Origin of the sequence: Pedobacter sp. (assembly GCF_037719805.1) — a bacterium.
Classification (GTDB): domain Bacteria; phylum Bacteroidota; class Bacteroidia; order Sphingobacteriales; family Sphingobacteriaceae; genus Pedobacter.
Window position 1 is genome coordinate 472,557 of the sequence record NZ_JBBJLZ010000004.1, and the last position, 18,541, is coordinate 491,097.

The 18,541-nt window shown below is 42.1% G+C and carries 14 protein-coding genes; 4 read left to right on the forward strand and 10 right to left on the reverse strand.

What is annotated here, in order from left to right:
* Positions 1–27 precede the first annotated feature (27 nt).
* From WKF66_RS15320 to WKF66_RS15340, 5 genes are all read right to left on the reverse strand, one after another.
* Complete coding sequence (locus tag WKF66_RS15320; RefSeq protein WP_489675345.1) at positions 28–498, reverse strand: hypothetical protein; 471 nt, start codon at positions 496–498, stop codon at positions 28–30.
* Between the two features lie 24 nt (positions 499–522).
* Positions 523–2,403: a gamma-glutamyltransferase family protein gene (locus WKF66_RS15325; protein WP_489675346.1), complete on the reverse strand. Its 1,881-nt coding sequence runs from the start codon at positions 2,401–2,403 to the stop codon at positions 523–525.
* Positions 2,404–2,656: 253 nt separating this feature from the next.
* Entirely contained in the window at positions 2,657–3,739 is a 1,083-nt protein-coding gene (locus WKF66_RS15330) for a transporter (protein WP_489675347.1), read from the reverse strand.
* Between the two features lie 32 nt (positions 3,740–3,771).
* Positions 3,772–7,101, reverse strand: a complete 3,330-nt coding sequence (locus tag WKF66_RS15335) for a VCBS repeat-containing protein (RefSeq protein ID WP_489675348.1) — start codon at positions 7,099–7,101, stop codon at positions 3,772–3,774.
* A gap of 186 nt (positions 7,102–7,287) precedes the next feature.
* Positions 7,288–8,841 carry a glycoside hydrolase family protein gene (locus WKF66_RS15340; protein WP_489675349.1) on the reverse strand — a complete coding sequence of 518 codons (1,554 nt, stop codon included), beginning with the start codon at positions 8,839–8,841 and terminating at the stop codon, positions 7,288–7,290.
* A gap of 116 nt (positions 8,842–8,957) precedes the next feature.
* On the opposite strand from WKF66_RS15340, the gene WKF66_RS15345 reads away from it, so the two are divergent.
* Together WKF66_RS15345 and WKF66_RS15350 are read left to right on the forward strand one after the other, a co-directional pair.
* On the forward strand, positions 8,958–9,188 hold the full coding sequence (locus WKF66_RS15345) for a hypothetical protein (protein WP_489675350.1): 231 nt from the start codon (positions 8,958–8,960) through the stop codon (positions 9,186–9,188).
* Positions 9,175–10,449, forward strand: a complete 1,275-nt coding sequence (locus tag WKF66_RS15350) for an NAD(P)/FAD-dependent oxidoreductase (RefSeq protein ID WP_489675351.1) — start codon at positions 9,175–9,177, stop codon at positions 10,447–10,449. The genes WKF66_RS15345 and WKF66_RS15350 overlap by 14 nt, the downstream gene beginning before the upstream one ends.
* Positions 10,450–10,453: 4 nt before the next feature.
* Here the strand turns inward: WKF66_RS15350 and WKF66_RS15355 are convergent, their stop codons facing one another.
* On the reverse strand, positions 10,454–11,842 hold the full coding sequence (locus WKF66_RS15355) for a glycoside hydrolase family 140 protein (RefSeq protein ID WP_489675352.1): 1,389 nt from the start codon (positions 11,840–11,842) through the stop codon (positions 10,454–10,456).
* 109 nt (positions 11,843–11,951) lie between these two features.
* Between WKF66_RS15355 and WKF66_RS15360 the strand changes: the two genes are divergently transcribed.
* Positions 11,952–12,155, forward strand: coding sequence for a YtxH domain-containing protein (locus WKF66_RS15360; protein WP_489675353.1), 204 nt, complete (start codon positions 11,952–11,954; stop codon positions 12,153–12,155).
* Positions 12,156–12,182: 27 nt separating this feature from the next.
* Here the strand turns inward: WKF66_RS15360 and WKF66_RS15365 are convergent, their stop codons facing one another.
* A complete protein-coding gene (locus WKF66_RS15365; protein ID WP_489675354.1) occupies positions 12,183–13,280 on the reverse strand; it encodes a metallophosphoesterase in 1,098 nt (365 codons plus the stop codon).
* A 107-nt stretch (positions 13,281–13,387) separates the two neighbouring features.
* On the opposite strand from WKF66_RS15365, the gene WKF66_RS15370 reads away from it, so the two are divergent.
* Positions 13,388–13,996: a cupin domain-containing protein gene (locus tag WKF66_RS15370; protein ID WP_489675355.1), complete on the forward strand. Its 609-nt coding sequence runs from the start codon at positions 13,388–13,390 to the stop codon at positions 13,994–13,996.
* Positions 13,997–14,007: 11 nt separating this feature from the next.
* Here WKF66_RS15370 and WKF66_RS15375 read toward each other — a convergent pair whose 3' ends face one another.
* Genes WKF66_RS15375 through WKF66_RS15385 form a run of 3 tightly spaced genes read right to left on the reverse strand, consistent with a single transcriptional unit; the run spans position 14,008 to position 18,523 of the window.
* Positions 14,008–14,685 carry a pseudouridine synthase gene (locus tag WKF66_RS15375; RefSeq protein WP_489675356.1) on the reverse strand — a complete coding sequence of 226 codons (678 nt, stop codon included), beginning with the start codon at positions 14,683–14,685 and terminating at the stop codon, positions 14,008–14,010.
* An 8-nt stretch (positions 14,686–14,693) separates the two neighbouring features.
* Complete coding sequence (locus WKF66_RS15380; RefSeq protein WP_489675357.1) at positions 14,694–16,649, reverse strand: beta-galactosidase trimerization domain-containing protein; 1,956 nt, start codon at positions 16,647–16,649, stop codon at positions 14,694–14,696.
* The gene (locus tag WKF66_RS15385; RefSeq protein WP_489675358.1) at positions 16,646–18,523 is read right to left on the reverse strand and encodes a M1 family metallopeptidase; all 1,878 of its coding nucleotides are present in this window, start codon (positions 18,521–18,523) and stop codon (positions 16,646–16,648) included. Before WKF66_RS15385 ends, WKF66_RS15380 begins: the two co-directional genes overlap by 4 nt.
* Positions 18,524–18,541 lie beyond the last annotated feature (18 nt).

The window sequence follows — 18,541 nt, forward strand, 5'->3', positions numbered from 1 at the left end:
AACGAAGAATGCTCAACGTCTGATGCGTTATTTGCAGTCTGACGAGGAGAAATTAAATCTACCACGTTCGAAATTAATACGTTTATTATCTACAAATGAAGATTTCCCAAGAAAGGTTTCGATTTGACCAACTCCCATAAACAGTTTATTTTCCTTCTTTAAAAAGGCAAGCGGGTTTTTGTAAAACGTTTTATTCGTCGAACCGATTTGGAACGAATAATCTACGAAAAGTGTATCACCATGAAACTTGCCAATGAGGTCGCCGTGGCTGTCGCCCTTGTCCTGATAATTGATAACCAGGGAGCCTGTGACTTTACCCTCTTTATCTGTTATCAGATTTAAACTTGCAGAATTGACACTATCAACAGCAGTATAGCATTGCATATTAGCAGAATCGAGCTTTGTTGCACCTTCTTCTTTTTTCTTTTCAGATCCCTGCGAACAGCTGTAAAGCGCTCCGGCTGTTAATACACCTAGTATGTAAATTGATTTTCTCATATACGATTTAACTAATGATGAACTTTACCAGCCGATTCCATAATCCTCTCCGTGATTACTCGAACCACCCCAAAGTGTATTGTGCTTCCAATCAAAATAGATTGCGTTAATTGGTCCGCTGGTTCTGTCGTCAAAACTAAGAATATAACCCATCTTTTTCAATTCCTCCCTAACGGCATCTTTCGTAGTGTCCTTTAAGAGAAGCTGACCGGGTTTAGGCATTCTATCTTCGCTTTTTGTGCCGCCTAGTGACAACCAGAGTTGGTTGGTATTGAAGTTTGCAGCTTCCGTAGCCTGTTGAACATTCATCCCGAATTCTGTGACGTTTAAAAAGAATTGAAGTAAGTTCTGATCCTGAGTGTCCCCGCCTTGAACCGCAGAGGCTAGAAAAGGCTTGCCGTCTTTTAAAGCCAATGAAGGAGACAGGGTAACCCTCGGTCTTTTACCCGGAGCTACTACGTTAAAAGGGTTCAACGTGGAATCGAGCACGAAGCTTTGCATCCGTTGACTCATCCCCACGCCTGTTTTCCCTGCGATACAGGCAGGAAGCCATCCGCCGCTTGGAGTGATTGAAACTACCCATCCCTCTTTATCAGCAGCTTCTATGGAAGTAGTGCCTCTCCACAACCTGTCTTGATAATCTTCATTGGTCGAGTTATTTCCCAAATCATGTTTCGGTGCAAAATTACGTTTGGTCGTATCTAATTCAAAGCCGCGGCCTTTCAACAGCTTGATATAGGGATTGGTCTTACCTTCATAAGGATATGGGTTTCCGGGACCAATGGTGACATCGTTTTTTAGGTTCTGGATCAGTTTAGCTCTGTCTTTTGCATATTCTTTGCTCAACAAACCTGTAATGGGCTCGCTAGGTTGCAGGTAAGGATCACCATAATAGAAGTCCCGGTCTGCGAAGGCAAGATTCATCGCCTGATATACAGTGTGAATGTATTTTGCACTGTTATAACCCATGGATTTCAAGTCAAAGTTTTCCAGGATATTGAGTGCTTGAAGCATTACCGGCCCTTGAGTCCATTGTTGCATTTTATACACCTCAACCCCTTTATAGTTTACGCTAAGTGCAGACTCTTCGATAGGCTTCCAATTAGCCAAATCATTCATGGTGATCAATCCACCCTGCTCCTGACAGCCTCGTACAAATTCCCTTGCAATATCTCCTTTATAAAATCTGTCATAGGCGGCCATTAATGCATCCTTACGTGATTTACCTTGCTTAAGTGCTGCCCTTTCAGATTCTACCATCTTAGTCAGCGTATTTAAGAGATCTTTCTGGATGAATACTTCCCCTGCTTCCGGTGCTTCACGCTTCTCTCCTGGATGAGTTAGAAAAACTTTTTTACTATAAGGCCACTCTTTAATCATGGCCTTCTGTCTTTCCATCGTGTTTGCAGCCTGGGCTTCAATTGGATATCCGGAAGCCATTTCCATTGCTGGCGCTAGGACTTTCTCCAGGCTCATGGTGCCGTAGTTAGACAGCATATAAATTATTCCGCCTGGCGTACCTGGAGTTGTTGCAGCAAGGGGACCATATTCTGGCGGGAAATTATAGCCTTTGTCTTTAAAGAATTTCACAGTGGCTCCTGTAGGTGCAAATCCCATTGCGTTTATAGCAGTTACTTTTTTAGTCTTAGGATTATAGAGTAGTACTTGCGTTTCGCCACCCCAGCTTAGGGTATCCCACATGGTACACGTAGCAGCCAACATTGCACATGCAGCGTCTACTGCATTACCGCCTTGCTGAAAAACCATAGAACCAGCCGTCGCTGCCAAGGGTTTCCCAGTAATCGCCATCCAGTTTTTCCCATGGAGGACTGGTTTTTGAGTCTGCTGTGCATTTAAATTAGAAAAAGCGGTGAATAGTAGGATAAAAACAAATAAGTACCTCATAAAAAAACATTAAGGATGTAATCTAGGAAAAATAACACAAAAAATCCCTCAAAAAGATACGATCTTCTTAAGGGATTAGTGTTTTTAAAGACCTTTGCGTCCCGTCCTTAGATTAGTGTTTTGGCAAACACAAGGAAGTGGCAATGACAGGTTCAAACCCCGTCATCCTGAATTTATTTCAGTACCTCGGAATAGCGATTCTACCCCGTTCCGGGATCCCCGCGTCCGGCAAGACGATCGTAAACGCGGGATCTTACAATCTAAATGAGATTCCGAAGTTTATAGAATAGTCCGCAAATGCAGCATCGCCCCTTGCAAAGACACCGGATCTGGCACTTCTAATCTTATCGGTTACACTCTGGGTCCTATTTCTATACAAAGCAGTTGGCACCGTAACATATAAGTTCACTTTGTTGGCTTGATAATTCAGTCCAGGCTCAACAGATACCACATACCCTGGTCTGCGGAATGCTCCGCTTTTGCCAATCACATCATAAACAGGAATACCTTCTATTCTTGCTCCAGCAGATGCGATAATTTTATTTGATACCGCATAATTAGCGCCAACTCTCGCCATGTACTGATCTGGAACACTCATGTAATATTCATCTACAAGAGCCGCCGAGACGAGTTCTCTAAAGGTCCTCACCCCATTCTGCTCACGTGGATTACTTAGATAGTATACATTACCATATAGGCCCAGGTTTCTTACAGGATTAAAATAGGTATTCAATTCTGCTGTAATGCCAGTACCACCATCGCCTAGTTGAATGGACTGATCTACTGAGCGCAGTTCAGGTGTTCCCCCTGGTCCAACGTTTTGCCAAAAATCTGTGTACTTGTAGTCACCAGTAGGAAGCTTGAAACCTAGTCCCAACTGAACGTTGAAATTATGGCTTTTTTCCGGATTAATTAACCAGCGGTATACGGCCAGTCTAACGTCTCCTAATCCAAAAGAGTGCATGCTATGTCGCTCTGTGCGACCGTGTTCATATAATGAAGAACGGGCATTAGAGATAATAGGGATATCAATCATGGCAGACCAACGGTTGTTAAACACTCTGGTTAGTGCCAGGTCAAAAGCAAACTGATGGTTAATCACTTCTGTCTTATTCTCTATTCTTTCTTTTTGATATACGTCTCCGTTGTAGTGTTTGTTCGACATGAAATAACGGGTATTCATATTGAAGACCCAACTTCCGTCGACCATTTCTGTGCTGTACGGGTGCCCTGTAAGTGTACACATTCCGCCAGTGCTTCTTATTGCTACACATCCTTGAGAGTAGGCATCTGCAGCGATGAAAAACACGATTAATAGTGTTAAAATTCTTTTCATTTTCGTTTGGTTTGGTTATGGTTTATATGAAATTAAAGTGGTGTGCGTTTCTTGAATTGGAAAGCCTTTACTTCCTCCTGATTTATTCCGAATATTAGAGTGCGATTCAAAACTATAGCACTCCTCACGTCGCCACGAATGTCTAGTCCGGATAAGTGCTGTGGCACATAAATAAAGCTACCTTTTCCATTGCCTTTAAGAAGAATGCCATGGTTGGCGTCATATTTTCCAAACCTTAGTCTGGATTGGTTGATGTTCCCGCAAAGCACTAAATCCTTAAAGCCATCTCCATCAAAATCACCTGGTGTTATGGTAAATACTGGTGAAAACTGAGCTTGTATAGGAAGTGGCTTCTCAATAAATCTCCCATCCTTGCCGCTCTCAAAGTAAGCAGTCTTTAAATAAGTAGCCTTAAGTTTTTTAGCATCTTTAAGTTCTTCTTCTGTAAAGATCTCCTCCATGCCCGCATTCGCATAGCTTGTGTAATCTGGAAATCTAGGACGCATCACACTCATCTGGTCCAACAGCTCATCCCGGGTAATGTAGGGATAACTTTTACCCATGATATAAAAACACATGATCGGATCAACTGCCCCATTGTCGTCAAAGTCTTTGTAAATCATTTCTGCGGGCTCTTTTTCAGTCGCCTTACACTGACTATTTAAACCATGGTTACCTAAAATTAAATCTGGCTTTCCATCTCCGTTCATGTCTTCCACTTTCAACCGGTTCCAAAAGCCAGCATATTCTTTAGCGAAGTATTTGGTCGACTTATCCTGCAGCCTACCATTGCTATTGATCATTGCTTTAATGGGCATCCACTCTCCTATGATCAGTAGATCTTGCTTTTTATCGCCATTCATGTCAATCCAGGCCGCATCCGTAACCATACCTACTCGCTTAAGCTCCGGTGCGATCTTATTTAACTGGTCCGTGAAATGACCTTTACCATCATTTATCAGCAGATAGCTTTCAGGTGCTTCGGGATACCTTGATGGTATGACCCTCCCGCCTACAAACACATCAGGTTTACCATCGCCATTGAAATCTCCTACCCGCGCACAGCTCTTGCTGGAGCGCATGCTCGGAAGGGAATTCCCGCTCTTTTTAAACATTCCTTTCCCATCATTGAGATACAGCCTGTCTTGAAGGAGCACATCATCGACGACAAAACTATTATAGCCGCCGCTAGCCACATAAAGATCAAGGAAACCGTCATTATTGGCGTCAAAGAAAACTGCATCAGCATCCTCACTAGCCTTATCAACCTCAAGACCCTCTGTGCTACCTTTAAACTGACCGTTCTTTTGCTGAATATAGATTGTACCCGCGGTGTTGATGTCCCCACCTACAAAGACATCTTCTAAGCCATCCCCATTTACATCGGCTTTTGCCATACAAGGACCAAAAAAGGATAGCGCGTTTACGAGCAGCGTCTGCCGTTTAAAATCGTTTATTGTGTTTGGTTTTTGATGACTAGCGATCGGAGCATTAACCTTCTCAAATAGTGGCAGAGGCGACTTCATTGCTTTGTAAGTTCCGGCAGCCTCAGCTTCATTAACGTATAACGTTAAATCAGCCTGTACTTTTTTTATAACTTGTTGTTTTCCCGTAACCCAAACCACCCTGACTGAGTCTACAAATTTTTCTTTTCCAAGACCGAAGTGCAGCAAGGAAGAAACGCTCGATAGGTATCCTTTTGCAGGCATCTGGTCAACAAGCTGAAGTTTGTCCTTATAGTATACGGTAACCTTTGCGCCCAGTCCGTCCGTGTTACCTTTAAGCCCCTTTAACTTAACCTTAAGATAGTGTTTAGTAGAGTCACTTTGATTTTGATAAACAAATGCAGCTTTGTTTAGATTGTTTACGATTAAATCAAGGTCTCCATCGTCATCCAGATCTGAGTACACTGCTCCGCTGCTATTTGAGCCGGCATCAAATCCCCAACTAGCAACCTTATTTGTAAAGGTTAGATCTCCGTTGTTTTTATAGATATAATTCTTGACGTCTGATGAAGGAAGTTTGCTGAGCATTTCCATAATATGCTTTGATTCGACCTCTCCCCCAATACTGCGAAAGTAATTTTCATTGTATTTCACTACATCCATATTGGTAAAATCATGCAAGTAACCATTAGTTACGAAGAGATCCTTCCAGCCATCATTGTCAAAGTCGGCAAACAAAGGCGCCCAGCTCCAATCTGTGTTAGAGACCCCTGATAGTTGTCCGACCTCACTAAAAGTTCCATTGCCATTATTGATGTGCAACATGTTCCTCATATATTGATAATACAAGCCGTTTCTTAAATTCAAATAAAAGAATTCATAGTTATCAAAGCCCTGGAGAAGCTTCTGCCGTTTGTTATCTTCAGGAATCATATCTAAAGTGTAGATATCAGGCTTCCCGTCATTATTGATATCCGAGATGTTGTTTCCCATGGAGTACATGGAAATGTGATCCAGATTGGAGCTCAGTTTATCTGTAAAGGTTCCGTTTTTATTATTTATATATAAATGATCTTGTATGGAATAGTCATTTGATATGTACATATCTGGCCATCCATCACCATTAACATCTGAAATTGAGGCGCTTAAGCCATACGAGAGTACGGAATGATTTATGCCCGACTTTGCAGTGACATCGACAAAGTGATTGTTATCATTTCTAAAGAACTTACATCCTGAAAGCGGATCTGATTTCTTCCTTAACTCCTGAATTGTTATGTCGTCAAGATTACTTAGAACCTTGATGTTTTCGTTGACCAGGAGCATATCCAGATCACCGTCCCTATCATAATCAAAAAAGTAGGATTGAGTACTGTAAGCGGGGTCTGCCAATCCATATGCTTCAGCTTCGTCCTTAAAGGTCGGCATCCCATCGGCATTTAAACCTTGATTTATAAACAACTGATTTCTACGGGTATCTTCGTCAAAATCACCAGAATAACAGACATAGATGTCAAGCTTTCCATCGCCATTGACGTCGACCATGTTTACACCGTTCCTCCATCCTTCTACTCTACCAGCAGTACCGGATAAGTCGGTGATGTCTACAAACTGCATTCCACCCTGGTTGAAATACAACTTATTGCCGCCCATGTTTCCAGAAAGATAGACTTCATCTCTACCGTCGCCATTTAAATCCCCAACAGCAACACCACTGCCGTTATAAAAAGCTGGATAATTGAAGATATTTCTGTCGAAACTCTCCGTAATCCGGTTACTAAAATGGATGTTTGTTTTGGTTGAATCCAGGAGTAAAAACAGGGGTTTTTCTGCCGGATCTGTGGCGTCATTAGCACTAGGAGATTTGCAGCCCACCCCTAAAAAAAGGCCGGCAATTATAATATAAGCTCTGTTCATTCAGTTGTTCGCGTTGAAAAATGTCAGTTGTTTAGCGGGAAGTAAACAACGGGGTTATCCCTTAAGACAATTTATGTCAAGAAAAGTCCTATAATAAATAAAGAGTGGAAGATTATTGTGTGAACAATTTACAGGGGAAGAGAATGTCATACTGGTTTTCTTTGGTTAGAAGCAAGCTAGCTACTTTTATTTTACCACCAAAATAAAAGTGGGAGTTTCTGTTACGGAAAGTGTAAGCTTCCCATTTACAACAGACACGGTTTTGCTGCTCATCACATCAGAGCCTGGAAGCGGGTTGTAGATTATCGCTTGCTTTACGCCAGGTAATGAAAGGTCGTAGGGTACAGAACTGCCATCTTCGGTTGGCTTTGTTAATATATAAATCTTTTTAGCGCCTGATTTGTAAGTTTCAGCAATTACAGTGGAGGAACGCTCTAAAACCTGATCAAACAGATAGGACCCCATTAGCTTATTGACCTGAACCAGGTAGTCGGCGGCGGGCTTTCTGGTCTTATTGGTATTCAGTAGCCCCGAGGAAGAGAACTTGCCTACCAGCTCCGCATTGTCGTCGTACGTTTGATAAAGAAATACTCTGTCGACCCCGTTTCTTAAATGGAGTAGAATGGTTCTGAGTATCCAATCTGCTTGTGTTTGCTCTGCTGTTTTGTTTCCAATAGGAATCGCTTTTAGTGGGCTACCCTGGTTAACATCATAACCCGTCTCCGTAATCCACACAGGCATATTATTTGCAAATTGCTGCGATACGGCAACGAATTCTTTAGCGATTCGCTCCGCATTCGATAGTTCAGGTGCTTTGCCTCTTCCATATTCTCCGCCGGTTGGGGAACTGTCATCTCCTGTGTAATAGTGATAATTGATAACGTCCCAACAAAGATTTATTGAACCGTCCTTATTATAGCCGCGATGTATACGACACCATTCAATCATTTCTTTCAAATAGTTAACATCGGGCTTTGCGAGACCTCCCATCACCACTTTAATATTTGGGTCTGCATTTTTTACGCCAACTCCAGGACCCATAGTATTCCTATTGCCATCATAAAATGCGGAAAGATTTGCTGCGAAATTCTTACCGGAACTGAATGCCTTTGGCCCTTTCCACCACTTGTCACGCTCGTTATCACACTCAATATATTGGATTAGATTGAGGCCTAAACGTACCTTATTAACCTGATCGTTGTCCCACCTGGGCTTCTCATTAACACTTACGAGTTTCAAGTCCACTTTGGTATTGCTGCCATAACGTGCGACAAATTGAAAAGCGACTTTAGCTTGTTCAATATACGAGTTGGGATCAGCGAAACTTTTCCCAAATTTAACAGGAACATTTTCAGCGTCCCTTTGATCTTCAGGCCAGGATGCTTGCATCCATTTGGGTATTGTTTTCAGACAGGCTAAAACGGCTATACCTTCTTTTTTACATCTTTCATAAAGCGCATCATAATTCCAACCCCCACTACCAGTAGGATTAAAGGTATAGCTTCCTTCAACCGATTCGAGCTTTTCCCAATCCATGTAGTGCCTGATTGCTGTGAAGGACTTCATGGCCGCTAATTGCTGCTCATTTATAACCAAAGAGTTCTTAGCGTCTTCGAAATCCCATTCGAAAGCGTTGACTCCAAAGCCCTGACTCATCGTAATCCGTTTTGGCGGATGTGTCTTTTGAGCGACTACATGAAGACCGAAAAATATAAGAAGGGTAAAGATGATGGCCTTCATAACTATAAAGATATTAATTTATCGGAGAGGCGCAACAGACCTAAACGCATATCCTGTGTTTCAAGTAAACATTTGATAAATAATCTTGTTTAGTCAGATAGAAAATGAACCTTATTATGGAACAGTTTAAATTAGAAGTGGCTCGGGATGGTCATGCTTACACTTACGACGTTCATTCCTTAGGAGACAATAGATATGAAATATTTAAAGGCGACACTCGCGTAGGTACGTTGCAACTAGATGAAAAGAATCATCAACACTGTGAAGCGATAGATTGCGAGCTCGACCTGCCAATAATGAATTCAATAAGAGAAGGAATTTTACTACATGAAGATGTCTCCTACTAAAAAAATAGTGATCGTTGGCGGTGGTTTCGCCGGATTAAACCTAGCAAAAAAGCTGGCCGACCATGATGGGTATGAAGTGACATTAGTAGATAGAAATAACTACCACTTCTTTCCACCTCTACTATATCAAGTCTCGACCGCTTTTATCGAGGCTTCTAATATTAGTTACCCATTCAGGCGAATGTTTCAGGGTAAGAGAAACCTTTCTTTTTTCATGGGTGGGTTAACAAATCTTGATCAGGCCAATAATACTATTGAAACAGAGAACGGTTCATTAACTTACGATTACCTCGTATTGGCAATGGGTACGGAAACAAATTTCTTTGGTATGGAAAACGTTAAAGACAAGGCCTTACCTATGAAGACCATTGATGACGCACTGCAAATGAGAAATCATGTTTTATTGCGTCTCGAGGAAGCAGTACGCGCAACTGATCCACGCGATAAGGAACGCCTGGCAAATGTGGTGATCGCCGGTGGCGGACCGACTGGAGTTGAACTTGCAGGCATGTTAGCTGAAATGGGAACAAATATTATCACTAAGGACTATCCTACTGCGAAGAAGGGCCAGAAAAGGATCTTCCTTGTTGATGCTGGAGATACGCTGCTTGGCCCTATGAGCAAGAAATCTCAGGAAGAAGCATACAAAGTCCTGAACAAGCTAGGTGTAAATATCCTGATGAAGACTTTGGTTAAAGACTATGTGGAAGACAAAGTAATTCTTGGCAATGGCGAAACGATTAGCACTGCTACATTAATATGGGCATCCGGAGTTATCGCGAGAGCTGTTCCTGGCTTACCAGCAGAGGCAGTTGGACGTGGCCGTAGACTTTTAGTTGACCAACATAACAAGCTCTTAAATTCAGAAAATATATTTGCTATTGGAGACCAATGCATGATGGTCACTGATGAAAAGTTCCCTGGTGGACATCCACAACTTGCACAAGTGGCGATTCAACAAGGTAAACTTTTGGCAGGTAACTTGTTGAACTTGCAAAAAGGCGAACCTATGAAGGCCTTCCGCTACCATGATAAGGGCAGCATGGCCATCATTGCCAAATTCAAGGCTGTGGTTGATCTGCCTAAAGGATTTTTCAAAGGATTCTTTGCCTGGATCGTTTGGCTATTTATTCATATTATACCTATAGCAGGTTTCAGAAATAAAGGTAAGCTAGCTTTTAATTGGTTCTGGAGTTTCGTCACCAATGATCCAACGCTGAGATTAATCATCAGACCTCAAAAAGAAGCCAGAAAACTTTAATAGGTTAGCGCTTAGTAGTTAACACCAATACCCAATCGTTATTGTTGCCCTTTGAAGGCGGACTAAAAACCATTTCCGCCTTTTTAACCTTTTTCACGGGAACACCAAATGATCCATTTTTAGGGTTATACCACTTTTCGTAAAGGGTGGTTCCAGCTAATGAAGATGTATTAATGGTCAAGTCTTTGCCTGTCGGCGTATAAATAAACGCATAGTGACCATCTGATGCTCTCGTAGCAGCACAATACTCAGATGTATTTGGATTCTCTCCTACAATTAAAGATTGGTCCGGAATTCGGTCCAGGAAACTTTGAGAAAGCATCAGCGTCTTTACGTATCCCATCTGGGTCGCCCCAGGAAGATCTATTGCCTCATTCCAGGGTCGCTGTGGTGCATTAACCGGTTCCCTGCCAGCTGCATAAAATTGCCAGACTGCATGACAACCGTACGTATGTCCGAATGCGCCTGCGAATACTTGCCAATAAGCAAGTTTACGGATGTCGTCTGCTACGGAGAAGCCGTTCTTTTTCCAGTCAAAACAAATGGGATGGTCTTCATAAAGAGGCTCTCCATCTATAACTGGCTTTGCAGGCTTAAGGTTATAATCATAGGCGATTTTCAAGTAATTGGTGCCGTTTGTACAGTGGCCAGTCTGCATCATGTTAAAGCTTAACCACTTTTCATTGTGAAACCATGTGGATGAGCCCCCATTCTCTTTTGGTTGCGGATGATAGGTCATTAATGGCTGGTGATCAGTACCGACTCCTTCTGTTATTCCTTGAGCAAGGGCATTCCAAAGTTCAACATCATTATTGTCCCGTGGGTTACGGTCGCCGCCAAGGATCCATATAATGTTCTTTTGATCTTTATACCGACTGCCAAGGAACTTTCCATATGCCCTCACATTCTCACGGTTAAATACCTCCGGCCCTTTTCCCCAGGAGCTCTTAAAGACTTTGTCCGCCCAGGTAGGCAACAGACCGATATACAAACCTTTGCTGGCGGCCAATTGAATGAAAGCGTCAATGTCTTTAAAATAGTCTTCGTTGAGTTTCGAAGGATTATGATCTCTCATTGGCGTATGTCCCATTGCATTAGGCTCATCTATGCCATCCAGCTCGGCAAGTACTACAGCTTGCAACACAGTAAATCCTTTGCTCCTCCTGTTCTCCATATAGACGTCTGCTTCTTTTAATGTAAGGCGGTGAAATAGCTCCCAGGCGGTATCTCCAAGGTAAAAAAATGGCTTGCCGTCTTCATAGACTAAGAATCGGTTGTTTGCCGAGACCTTTAGAGATTGCATTTTGTAGTTTCTTACTGGAGAATGCTGAGCTTTTAATGGTATGGAACTACTCACAACTAAAAGTATGCAAGCAAATAGGAAAGCTCTCATGTAGATTAATTTGGTTCTTTTAAAAATAGTCATTTTTTTAGCGTATAGTAAAAACTTAAAAACATTTAATTATCTTAACTGTTGAAAATACAAACAAAGACAAAGTATTATGGGATTGATAAAAACAGCTTTAATCGGCGCCGCAGTTTACGGAGCGATTAAATATATTACAAAGAAAGATCAGGCTACAGGAAGATCTATTGCTGATGATTTGAAGGACAAAGCTCCGGAATGGATCGATAAAGCAAAAGCGTACAAACAAGACGCTGAAACTCGTTACAAGAACTTTGCAAACGAGTATCCAGAGCAATAAAAAATATTATCGACAGCAAAGTGAGTCTTAAGTACTTACTTTGCTGTCTAATAGTAAATCCAGTGGCGCTTCTTCAAGTATAATACGCTTTGGAATTCCTTCTCCTGACTTCCACTTTACCAAACGGATTACTCCTTCCGCGATTTCAATTCCAGTGATATCGCCATCGCTATAGCAACAACAACCACTATTAAAGTAGGTATTCTTTGAATTTTCAATACGTTGGCTGCGTTCACCACTTATCTTTCCTGCTATAAGTTCGGCCTCTAAACTTTGTATAGTAGCCTTATCCTTATTATTCCTTGCCTCATCAAGCTTAATATAAACACGTTCCAAATGTGTCAGAGAATTGAACACAGGTTGATGGGTATGACCGGTGATCAAAGCAAGATTTGATTGCTTTGCAGTCCATGAATACATAATTGAGTTGTGTGCTGACTTTAATTGATTGTCGTATGCCGGAGTGTTTGGGTTCAAACTTAGAAATGATTGTAGCGGTGCCCAAACGGTAGAAACAAACCACTTGCTAAACCAATTTCCATCACTTTGCAGGTCGCCTTGATGCCCATGAGTCAAAAAGATTGACAATGGTGTACCGGCAATTGACATCCGGAATATTGCGCCTTCATAAATCCTGACACGTTCCCCATAAATTCTATTGAGTTGAAACCAAGACAAGGGATCGTTATCCCAATAAAGATCATGGTTACCGAAAAGCTTTATATAAGCCTTTCTTTTCAGAAAGCGCTTTTCAGCCTCAAATGTCGCTGTGTTTGCACTGAGCACACCGAAAAGTTGGTTCTTCCAAAGCTCCTCGCTATCTCCAAGATTACAATAGATATATTGTTGGTCATCATAATACTGCAAAGCCCCCAGATATGTAGGTTCAGAAAGAGCAAAGTCGTCGCTAGTATTTCTGGTTCCCTTATGCTGATCGGATAGAATGATTAATTTGTCGGTCTCCAAAAGATCAAGTATCAATCCTCTTTTTCCCGGTTCTAGTTGAATGCGATTATAGAGCGCGGTTAGTGATTCATGAACCCGCAACGCGTCAGGTCTTGAGCTATACTTGTTAGCCAGCCGAATGACCATACCTGAAAATAGTTTCTGTAAAAGTTTACGCATAGCCGTCAAATGTATCAATTCTACTCTATTTTGCTTACTGAATTTAAATCTCTAAATTTGCACTTATCTCAGCGAAATAAAATTTAGGCAAGGGATAGGATCAAAGCATGGAAAAAGAAGAGTTGCTATCCTCCGGAATATTGGAACTTTACGTACTAGGTGTAACTGAGCCCAGTGAGAATACACTCATTGAGGATCTTATCACCCTTTACCCAGATATTCGTCAAGAAATCAATGCTATCGAATTAGCTTTAGAGCAATACGCAGTTGCAGAAGCCGTGAAGCCAGATCCTATTATCAAGCCCTTCCTCATGGCTACCCTTGACTATATAGATCGCATGAAGGCGGGTGAAATCTTTGTAGCTCCGCCCATTCTGAATGAAGATTCCAGTATCGAAGAGTATTTACCATGGTTAAACCGCCCGGACATGACGCTTCCTGACAATTTTGATGACGTCTTTGCTAAAATACTTTACAACGATGCGAAGGGCATGACTGCGATTGCATGGATCAAGTCTATGGCACCACAAGAAGTACATGATCACGAATATGAAAAGTTTTTGATCATAGAAGGCACTTGCTCCATCCACATTGAAGATGATGTACACAAGCTCCTACCTGGCGATTACCTCACCATTCCGCTACGGAAAAGGCATCATGTTTTAGTGACTTCTTCTATCCCCTGCAAAGTTATTCTCCAGAGAATTGCGGCTTAACAAATTAAAACCTACCAGTTCATTAGGTTATTAACTCTTCGAAATTCATCACTAATCTCTGCAGTTAAGGCTATTGTTTCACCAGTTACAGGATGCTTAAACGTTAATTCCGAAGCATGCAATAACATGGTAGTCATGTCCCACTGCTCCTTAAAAAACCTGTTCTGCTTATTACATCCATGTTTTCTGTCTCCAATGATAGGATAAAAAATATGTGCAAAGTGTCTGCGCAGTTGGTGCATTCTTCCAGTTGTCGGGGAAGCTTCAACCAGAGAGTATCTGGAAGTTTCATGTTTCCCGAAGGGGATATTTAACTCTGCTCGCTTCAGTGTAAAAAACGACGTAAAAGCCTCTTGTATGGTTCCGTTTTCTTTGGCCAGAGGATAGTCGATCTCTTGATGATCCGGACTATGGCCTCTCAGTAAAGCTAGATATTTCTTTATGACCTGGCCGTTCTGGAATTGTTGATGTAAGGCGATCTCTACGTCCTTTTCAAACGCAAAAAGCAATAAGCCTCCAGTTTTGCGATCAAGCCTATGGACCGGACTCACATGCCTGCCTACCTGATCCCTTAGAAGCTGCAAAGCAAATTCTTTCGCATCATTTGCAATGGAGGAGCGATGGACCAATAATCCATGAGGCTTATTTATAGCGATGATATGGTCATCCTGATATACAATTTCAAGCATCCGCGAAGTTAAGACTTCGCTTTCCATTCTACAACGACTGTCTCCTCTGACTTTAAATAAGAGGCCGTCTCTGAAAACGTGCTTGAAGGATCTGAGCTGAAAGCAATGCCCACATAGTTCAACCCATTAATATCTAATTGTAAATTCTGATTAGCGCCTGATTTATTTACAAGCACCGATAAGTACCGTGAGCCGTTTCGAATCAGCTTCAATATGACGCCTGGCTGATGAACAGAAAAACTTAAGGGAAGCTCAACGATGATGTCTTTCAACTCTTCATGCAAGAACGAGCAAAGATCTTCGTAGTCCCCAGTAATTCTTGATCCAAGTCCCAAAAGCGAAGGGATCCATACCACGCGGCCCTTTCCGAAATAATTTCTGCAGCCATAGATCTCGGCTTCAACCAAGTCAAGCTCAGTCTTTGCTATTGATACAGCAGTGTCTAATTGTAGCGTACCCCGCCACAAATGAGATTGTAATATAAGATTACCGACATCAATCGGCAGGTCGAATAAGTCGTCAACCAACTTGAACTCGCGCACTGAGGCACCGAAGCAGGCTTTAAAAGGAAAACCTGATCCCAGTAAGCAATAGGCATTTTCATCGTAGTACGCAGTTAAGCCATCAATGATCAACTTACCTCCCTTAGCTACAAAATTCATTAACGGATCCCAATACCTTGAAGGGATACTTATTTGATGGGAAAGAATGATTGCTTGTCCACTGAAATCGCTTTTTTCGAAATCATATTCTCCGATCTCGTTAAATGAGGCATGAATACCCAATTCGGACAATGCTTCAAAGTAACTTAGTGCTGATTTGATAACGCCTCCAACCATTCTACCTTCCAGGTCCACTCCTTTAATTTGAAGCGCCTCCTCTATCCATAAAGACTCCTTCGTATAAAGCACGCTAATCCCAGAATCTTCCACCTTAAAATCTGAAAAGAAATCATCATATGCAGAAACCGTATGGCTCACTTGTGCGGCCATCAGTAAACGATCAGTCGGCTCGTTGAAATAATCAAGCATGGCCCACTCTCCTGCTTCGAAGCCTGACCTCCTAGGATTTAGACACCAAAACATGCCACCTCGACTCCCCGAACCTATGTTGATCCAAAGCCATTGGGCAATTTCCTCTTTGGTCGGACATAATGGGCGCTTTCCACTATAGGTATTGTTTCCTCCTTGTAGTTCGGTCATAAACCATGGTATCGGTCCGGCGCCAGACCGCAGCATTTCGGCATTTGCTGACATTGCGACTGCAAATTGAGCCCGATCGAAGTAATCAAAGTGCCAACTTGCATGTGCAGAACCACCTAAACTTGTTAAAAATTCACGCCAGGAAGGAAAATCATATTCAGCAGCATTCCTAAAAATGTCATGGTTATTAACATGGATGGGCCTTCCCAAATCATATCTCCTGATCTCTTCAGTAAGCCATTTGATGAACCAGGTATTGTGACTGACCAGAAATCTTTTCTTTGACAGATCCAGCGTTACAAAGCCCCTTGAGTCATAAAACGGCTTTTGCCAGCGGTCTTTCCATTCCTGAAACATATCACCAGTAAACACCCCCTCCGGAAAGTATCCAGAGCCCGGTTCATTAATCGGAACCCAACCGTACAATGAGCTAAACTGATCAAAGTGCTGCACAACGTGTTGAATATAATTGGCAATTTCAATCAAATGCGCTTTCGTTTCAGGGAATTTAAAACCACCTACATCAGAGAAATCAGTCTTAGGAAACAAGTTGGCATAAATCTTAATCTCATACTTTTCTGCCGCCTTAAAAGCAATGTCAAACAGGCTAAAGTCCCACACCTCTCCCTGTCGCATGTAGTTCTCAAACATCCGTACCCGGGTAAGCCTTAGCCCATATTTCTGCATGGTTTCAAACCAACTATAAATCTCTGACTCCGTCTGACCGGGTTCAATGAATATCTCCGCACCAATCAACATCATTTGAATAGTTTGTCCAGTGCAGTATAAGTCATAGGATGATAGTTGGCCCGGGCGACTTTATAGATTTCTTTAGCCCGCTTTTTTCCTTCCGGGGACTTCAATAGTTCTTTATATAGCGGAATGATGTGCCACATCCGCCCGTTCTCTACTAAATATTGAGCGATACGTTTATTTGCGGGCGTGTATTTATGTCGTATGGCAAGCAGGTACCAGGCAAGTTGTATATCTGTGTTGTTTGATGCACTGAAATTGAATGTCTTATCCATATAATCCATCTGCTCATAAGTCACATTTTCTGGAAGCCTGCTTAGCAAATACTTCTTCGCATTGCTGGTAACCACTTCCTCCCTGAATACCATGGGATTATACATCGGGTTATTATTCCAGATCAGCAGCATTTCATCAATCTTAGCGAATTGACCTCCCTCTTTGAAAAGATTCTTACTATAGACGATATTAGATGGTATTCCAGGTCCGTAAACCCAGTCCTTCGCTCTAATTTTCTTTTCAATCGCCATATCCCCATTAATCAGGTGCTGATTAAGGTAAGTCATGAAATTTTCAGTAGATACAGACTTAAATGCATGTGCATCAAAATACCCTTTCAAAAAAGCGTCAAACTTCTTTCTTCCCACAGCGTCTTCAATTACTCTCAGAAAAAAATAGCCTTTTTCGTAAGCAATGTCATTCGTCCCCTCGTCTGGATTTCTTCCTTTATAAATTGTCTTTAGATAAGTATCTTCAGGATGTTCGGCCAACTCGTTGACAGCCTCTCCCAACGCCCTTCTTGCAAATTCCTCCTGCATCTCTGCTTCTTCTTTACCGTAGAGTGCCTCATCTATACGGCGTTCAAAGTAGTTCGTGAAGCCTTCATTTAGCCAGAAATCATTCCAGGTAGCATTCGTAACCAAATTACCGCTCCAGCTATGGGCTAACTCATGACAAATGATACTGACTAATGACCGGTCACCAGCAATAATGGTAGGCGTAATGAAGTTAAGGTTAGGATTTTCCATACCACCAAATGGAAAGCTTGGTGGCAAGACCAGCAAATCATACCTGCCCCAGCGATAAGGACCATATAGCTTTTCTGCTACAGTGACCATCTTGCCCATATCTGCAAATTCGTAGGCGGCCTTATCCAAAACCGCTGGTTCAGCATAAACACCGGTACGATCATCAACTTTTTTAAACGCGATATCTCCTACAGCCAGTGCAAGCAAATAAGATGGAATAGCTTTGGTCTGCCTGAATTGGTAGCTACCCTTGTCGTTCTTAACCTGAGGGTTCTCTGCACTCATCAAAGCCAGAAGTTGTGTAGGCACAGTGACGGTTGCATTGTAAGTAAAGCGAATACCGGGACTGTCCTGACAAGGAATCCAGCTACGCGCAGCTATGCTTTCTGACTGTGTAAAAAGGTAGGGCTGTTTTTTACCTGCAGTTTGCTGAGGATTGAGCCATTGAAGTGCTGCCGCGTGTGCGTTAGTAGTATAATATATGTTTATAATTTTGGTATCTTTTTCAATAGCAACATGTAATGGAGTCCCTAAATACGCTTCTTTTGTGCCAAGCTTGAAGGTAGTTTCCTGTTCCTCTTTGCCAAGCGTTATTTTACTAATGCTTAAGTTGTTGTTATCAAAAACAATATCTGTACCTGCACTCACATTGTCGATCGTCCATGTCGCTTTACCACCAATCTGTTGCTTAGCAAAGTCGACGTTAACAACTAAATCCAGATGTTTAACTACGGCTAGATCAGGCCTGGAGAATGAATGGGGATCAGCGCGGTCTGCCTGACTATTCTCCTTTACTTTTTCTTTACAGGAGCCCATCAGCATTATGCTAAACAACAGCAGGAACATTCGTTTTATCATGCACGAAAATAATGGAAT

Coding starts and splice junctions, on each gene's coding strand:
- WKF66_RS15370 (WP_489675355.1), top strand. CDS start 13,388: ATGGAAAAAGAAGAGTTGCTATCCTCCGGAATATTGGAACTTTACGTA.
- WKF66_RS15325 (WP_489675346.1), bottom strand. CDS start 2,403: ATGAGGTACTTATTTGTTTTTATCCTACTATTCACCGCTTTTTCTAAT.
- WKF66_RS15320 (WP_489675345.1), bottom strand. CDS start 498: ATGAGAAAATCAATTTACATACTAGGTGTATTAACAGCCGGAGCGCTT.
- WKF66_RS15340 (WP_489675349.1), bottom strand. CDS start 8,841: ATGAAGGCCATCATCTTTACCCTTCTTATATTTTTCGGTCTTCATGTA.
- WKF66_RS15365 (WP_489675354.1), bottom strand. CDS start 13,280: ATGCGTAAACTTTTACAGAAACTATTTTCAGGTATGGTCATTCGGCTG.
- WKF66_RS15355 (WP_489675352.1), bottom strand. CDS start 11,842: ATGAGAGCTTTCCTATTTGCTTGCATACTTTTAGTTGTGAGTAGTTCC.
- WKF66_RS15360 (WP_489675353.1), top strand. CDS start 11,952: ATGGGATTGATAAAAACAGCTTTAATCGGCGCCGCAGTTTACGGAGCG.
- WKF66_RS15375 (WP_489675356.1), bottom strand. CDS start 14,685: ATGCTTGAAATTGTATATCAGGATGACCATATCATCGCTATAAATAAG.
- WKF66_RS15380 (WP_489675357.1), bottom strand. CDS start 16,649: ATGATGTTGATTGGTGCGGAGATATTCATTGAACCCGGTCAGACGGAG.
- WKF66_RS15335 (WP_489675348.1), bottom strand. CDS start 7,101: ATGAACAGAGCTTATATTATAATTGCCGGCCTTTTTTTAGGGGTGGGC.
- WKF66_RS15350 (WP_489675351.1), top strand. CDS start 9,175: ATGTCTCCTACTAAAAAAATAGTGATCGTTGGCGGTGGTTTCGCCGGA.
- WKF66_RS15385 (WP_489675358.1), bottom strand. CDS start 18,523: ATGATAAAACGAATGTTCCTGCTGTTGTTTAGCATAATGCTGATGGGC.
- WKF66_RS15345 (WP_489675350.1), top strand. CDS start 8,958: ATGGAACAGTTTAAATTAGAAGTGGCTCGGGATGGTCATGCTTACACT.
- WKF66_RS15330 (WP_489675347.1), bottom strand. CDS start 3,739: ATGAAAAGAATTTTAACACTATTAATCGTGTTTTTCATCGCTGCAGAT.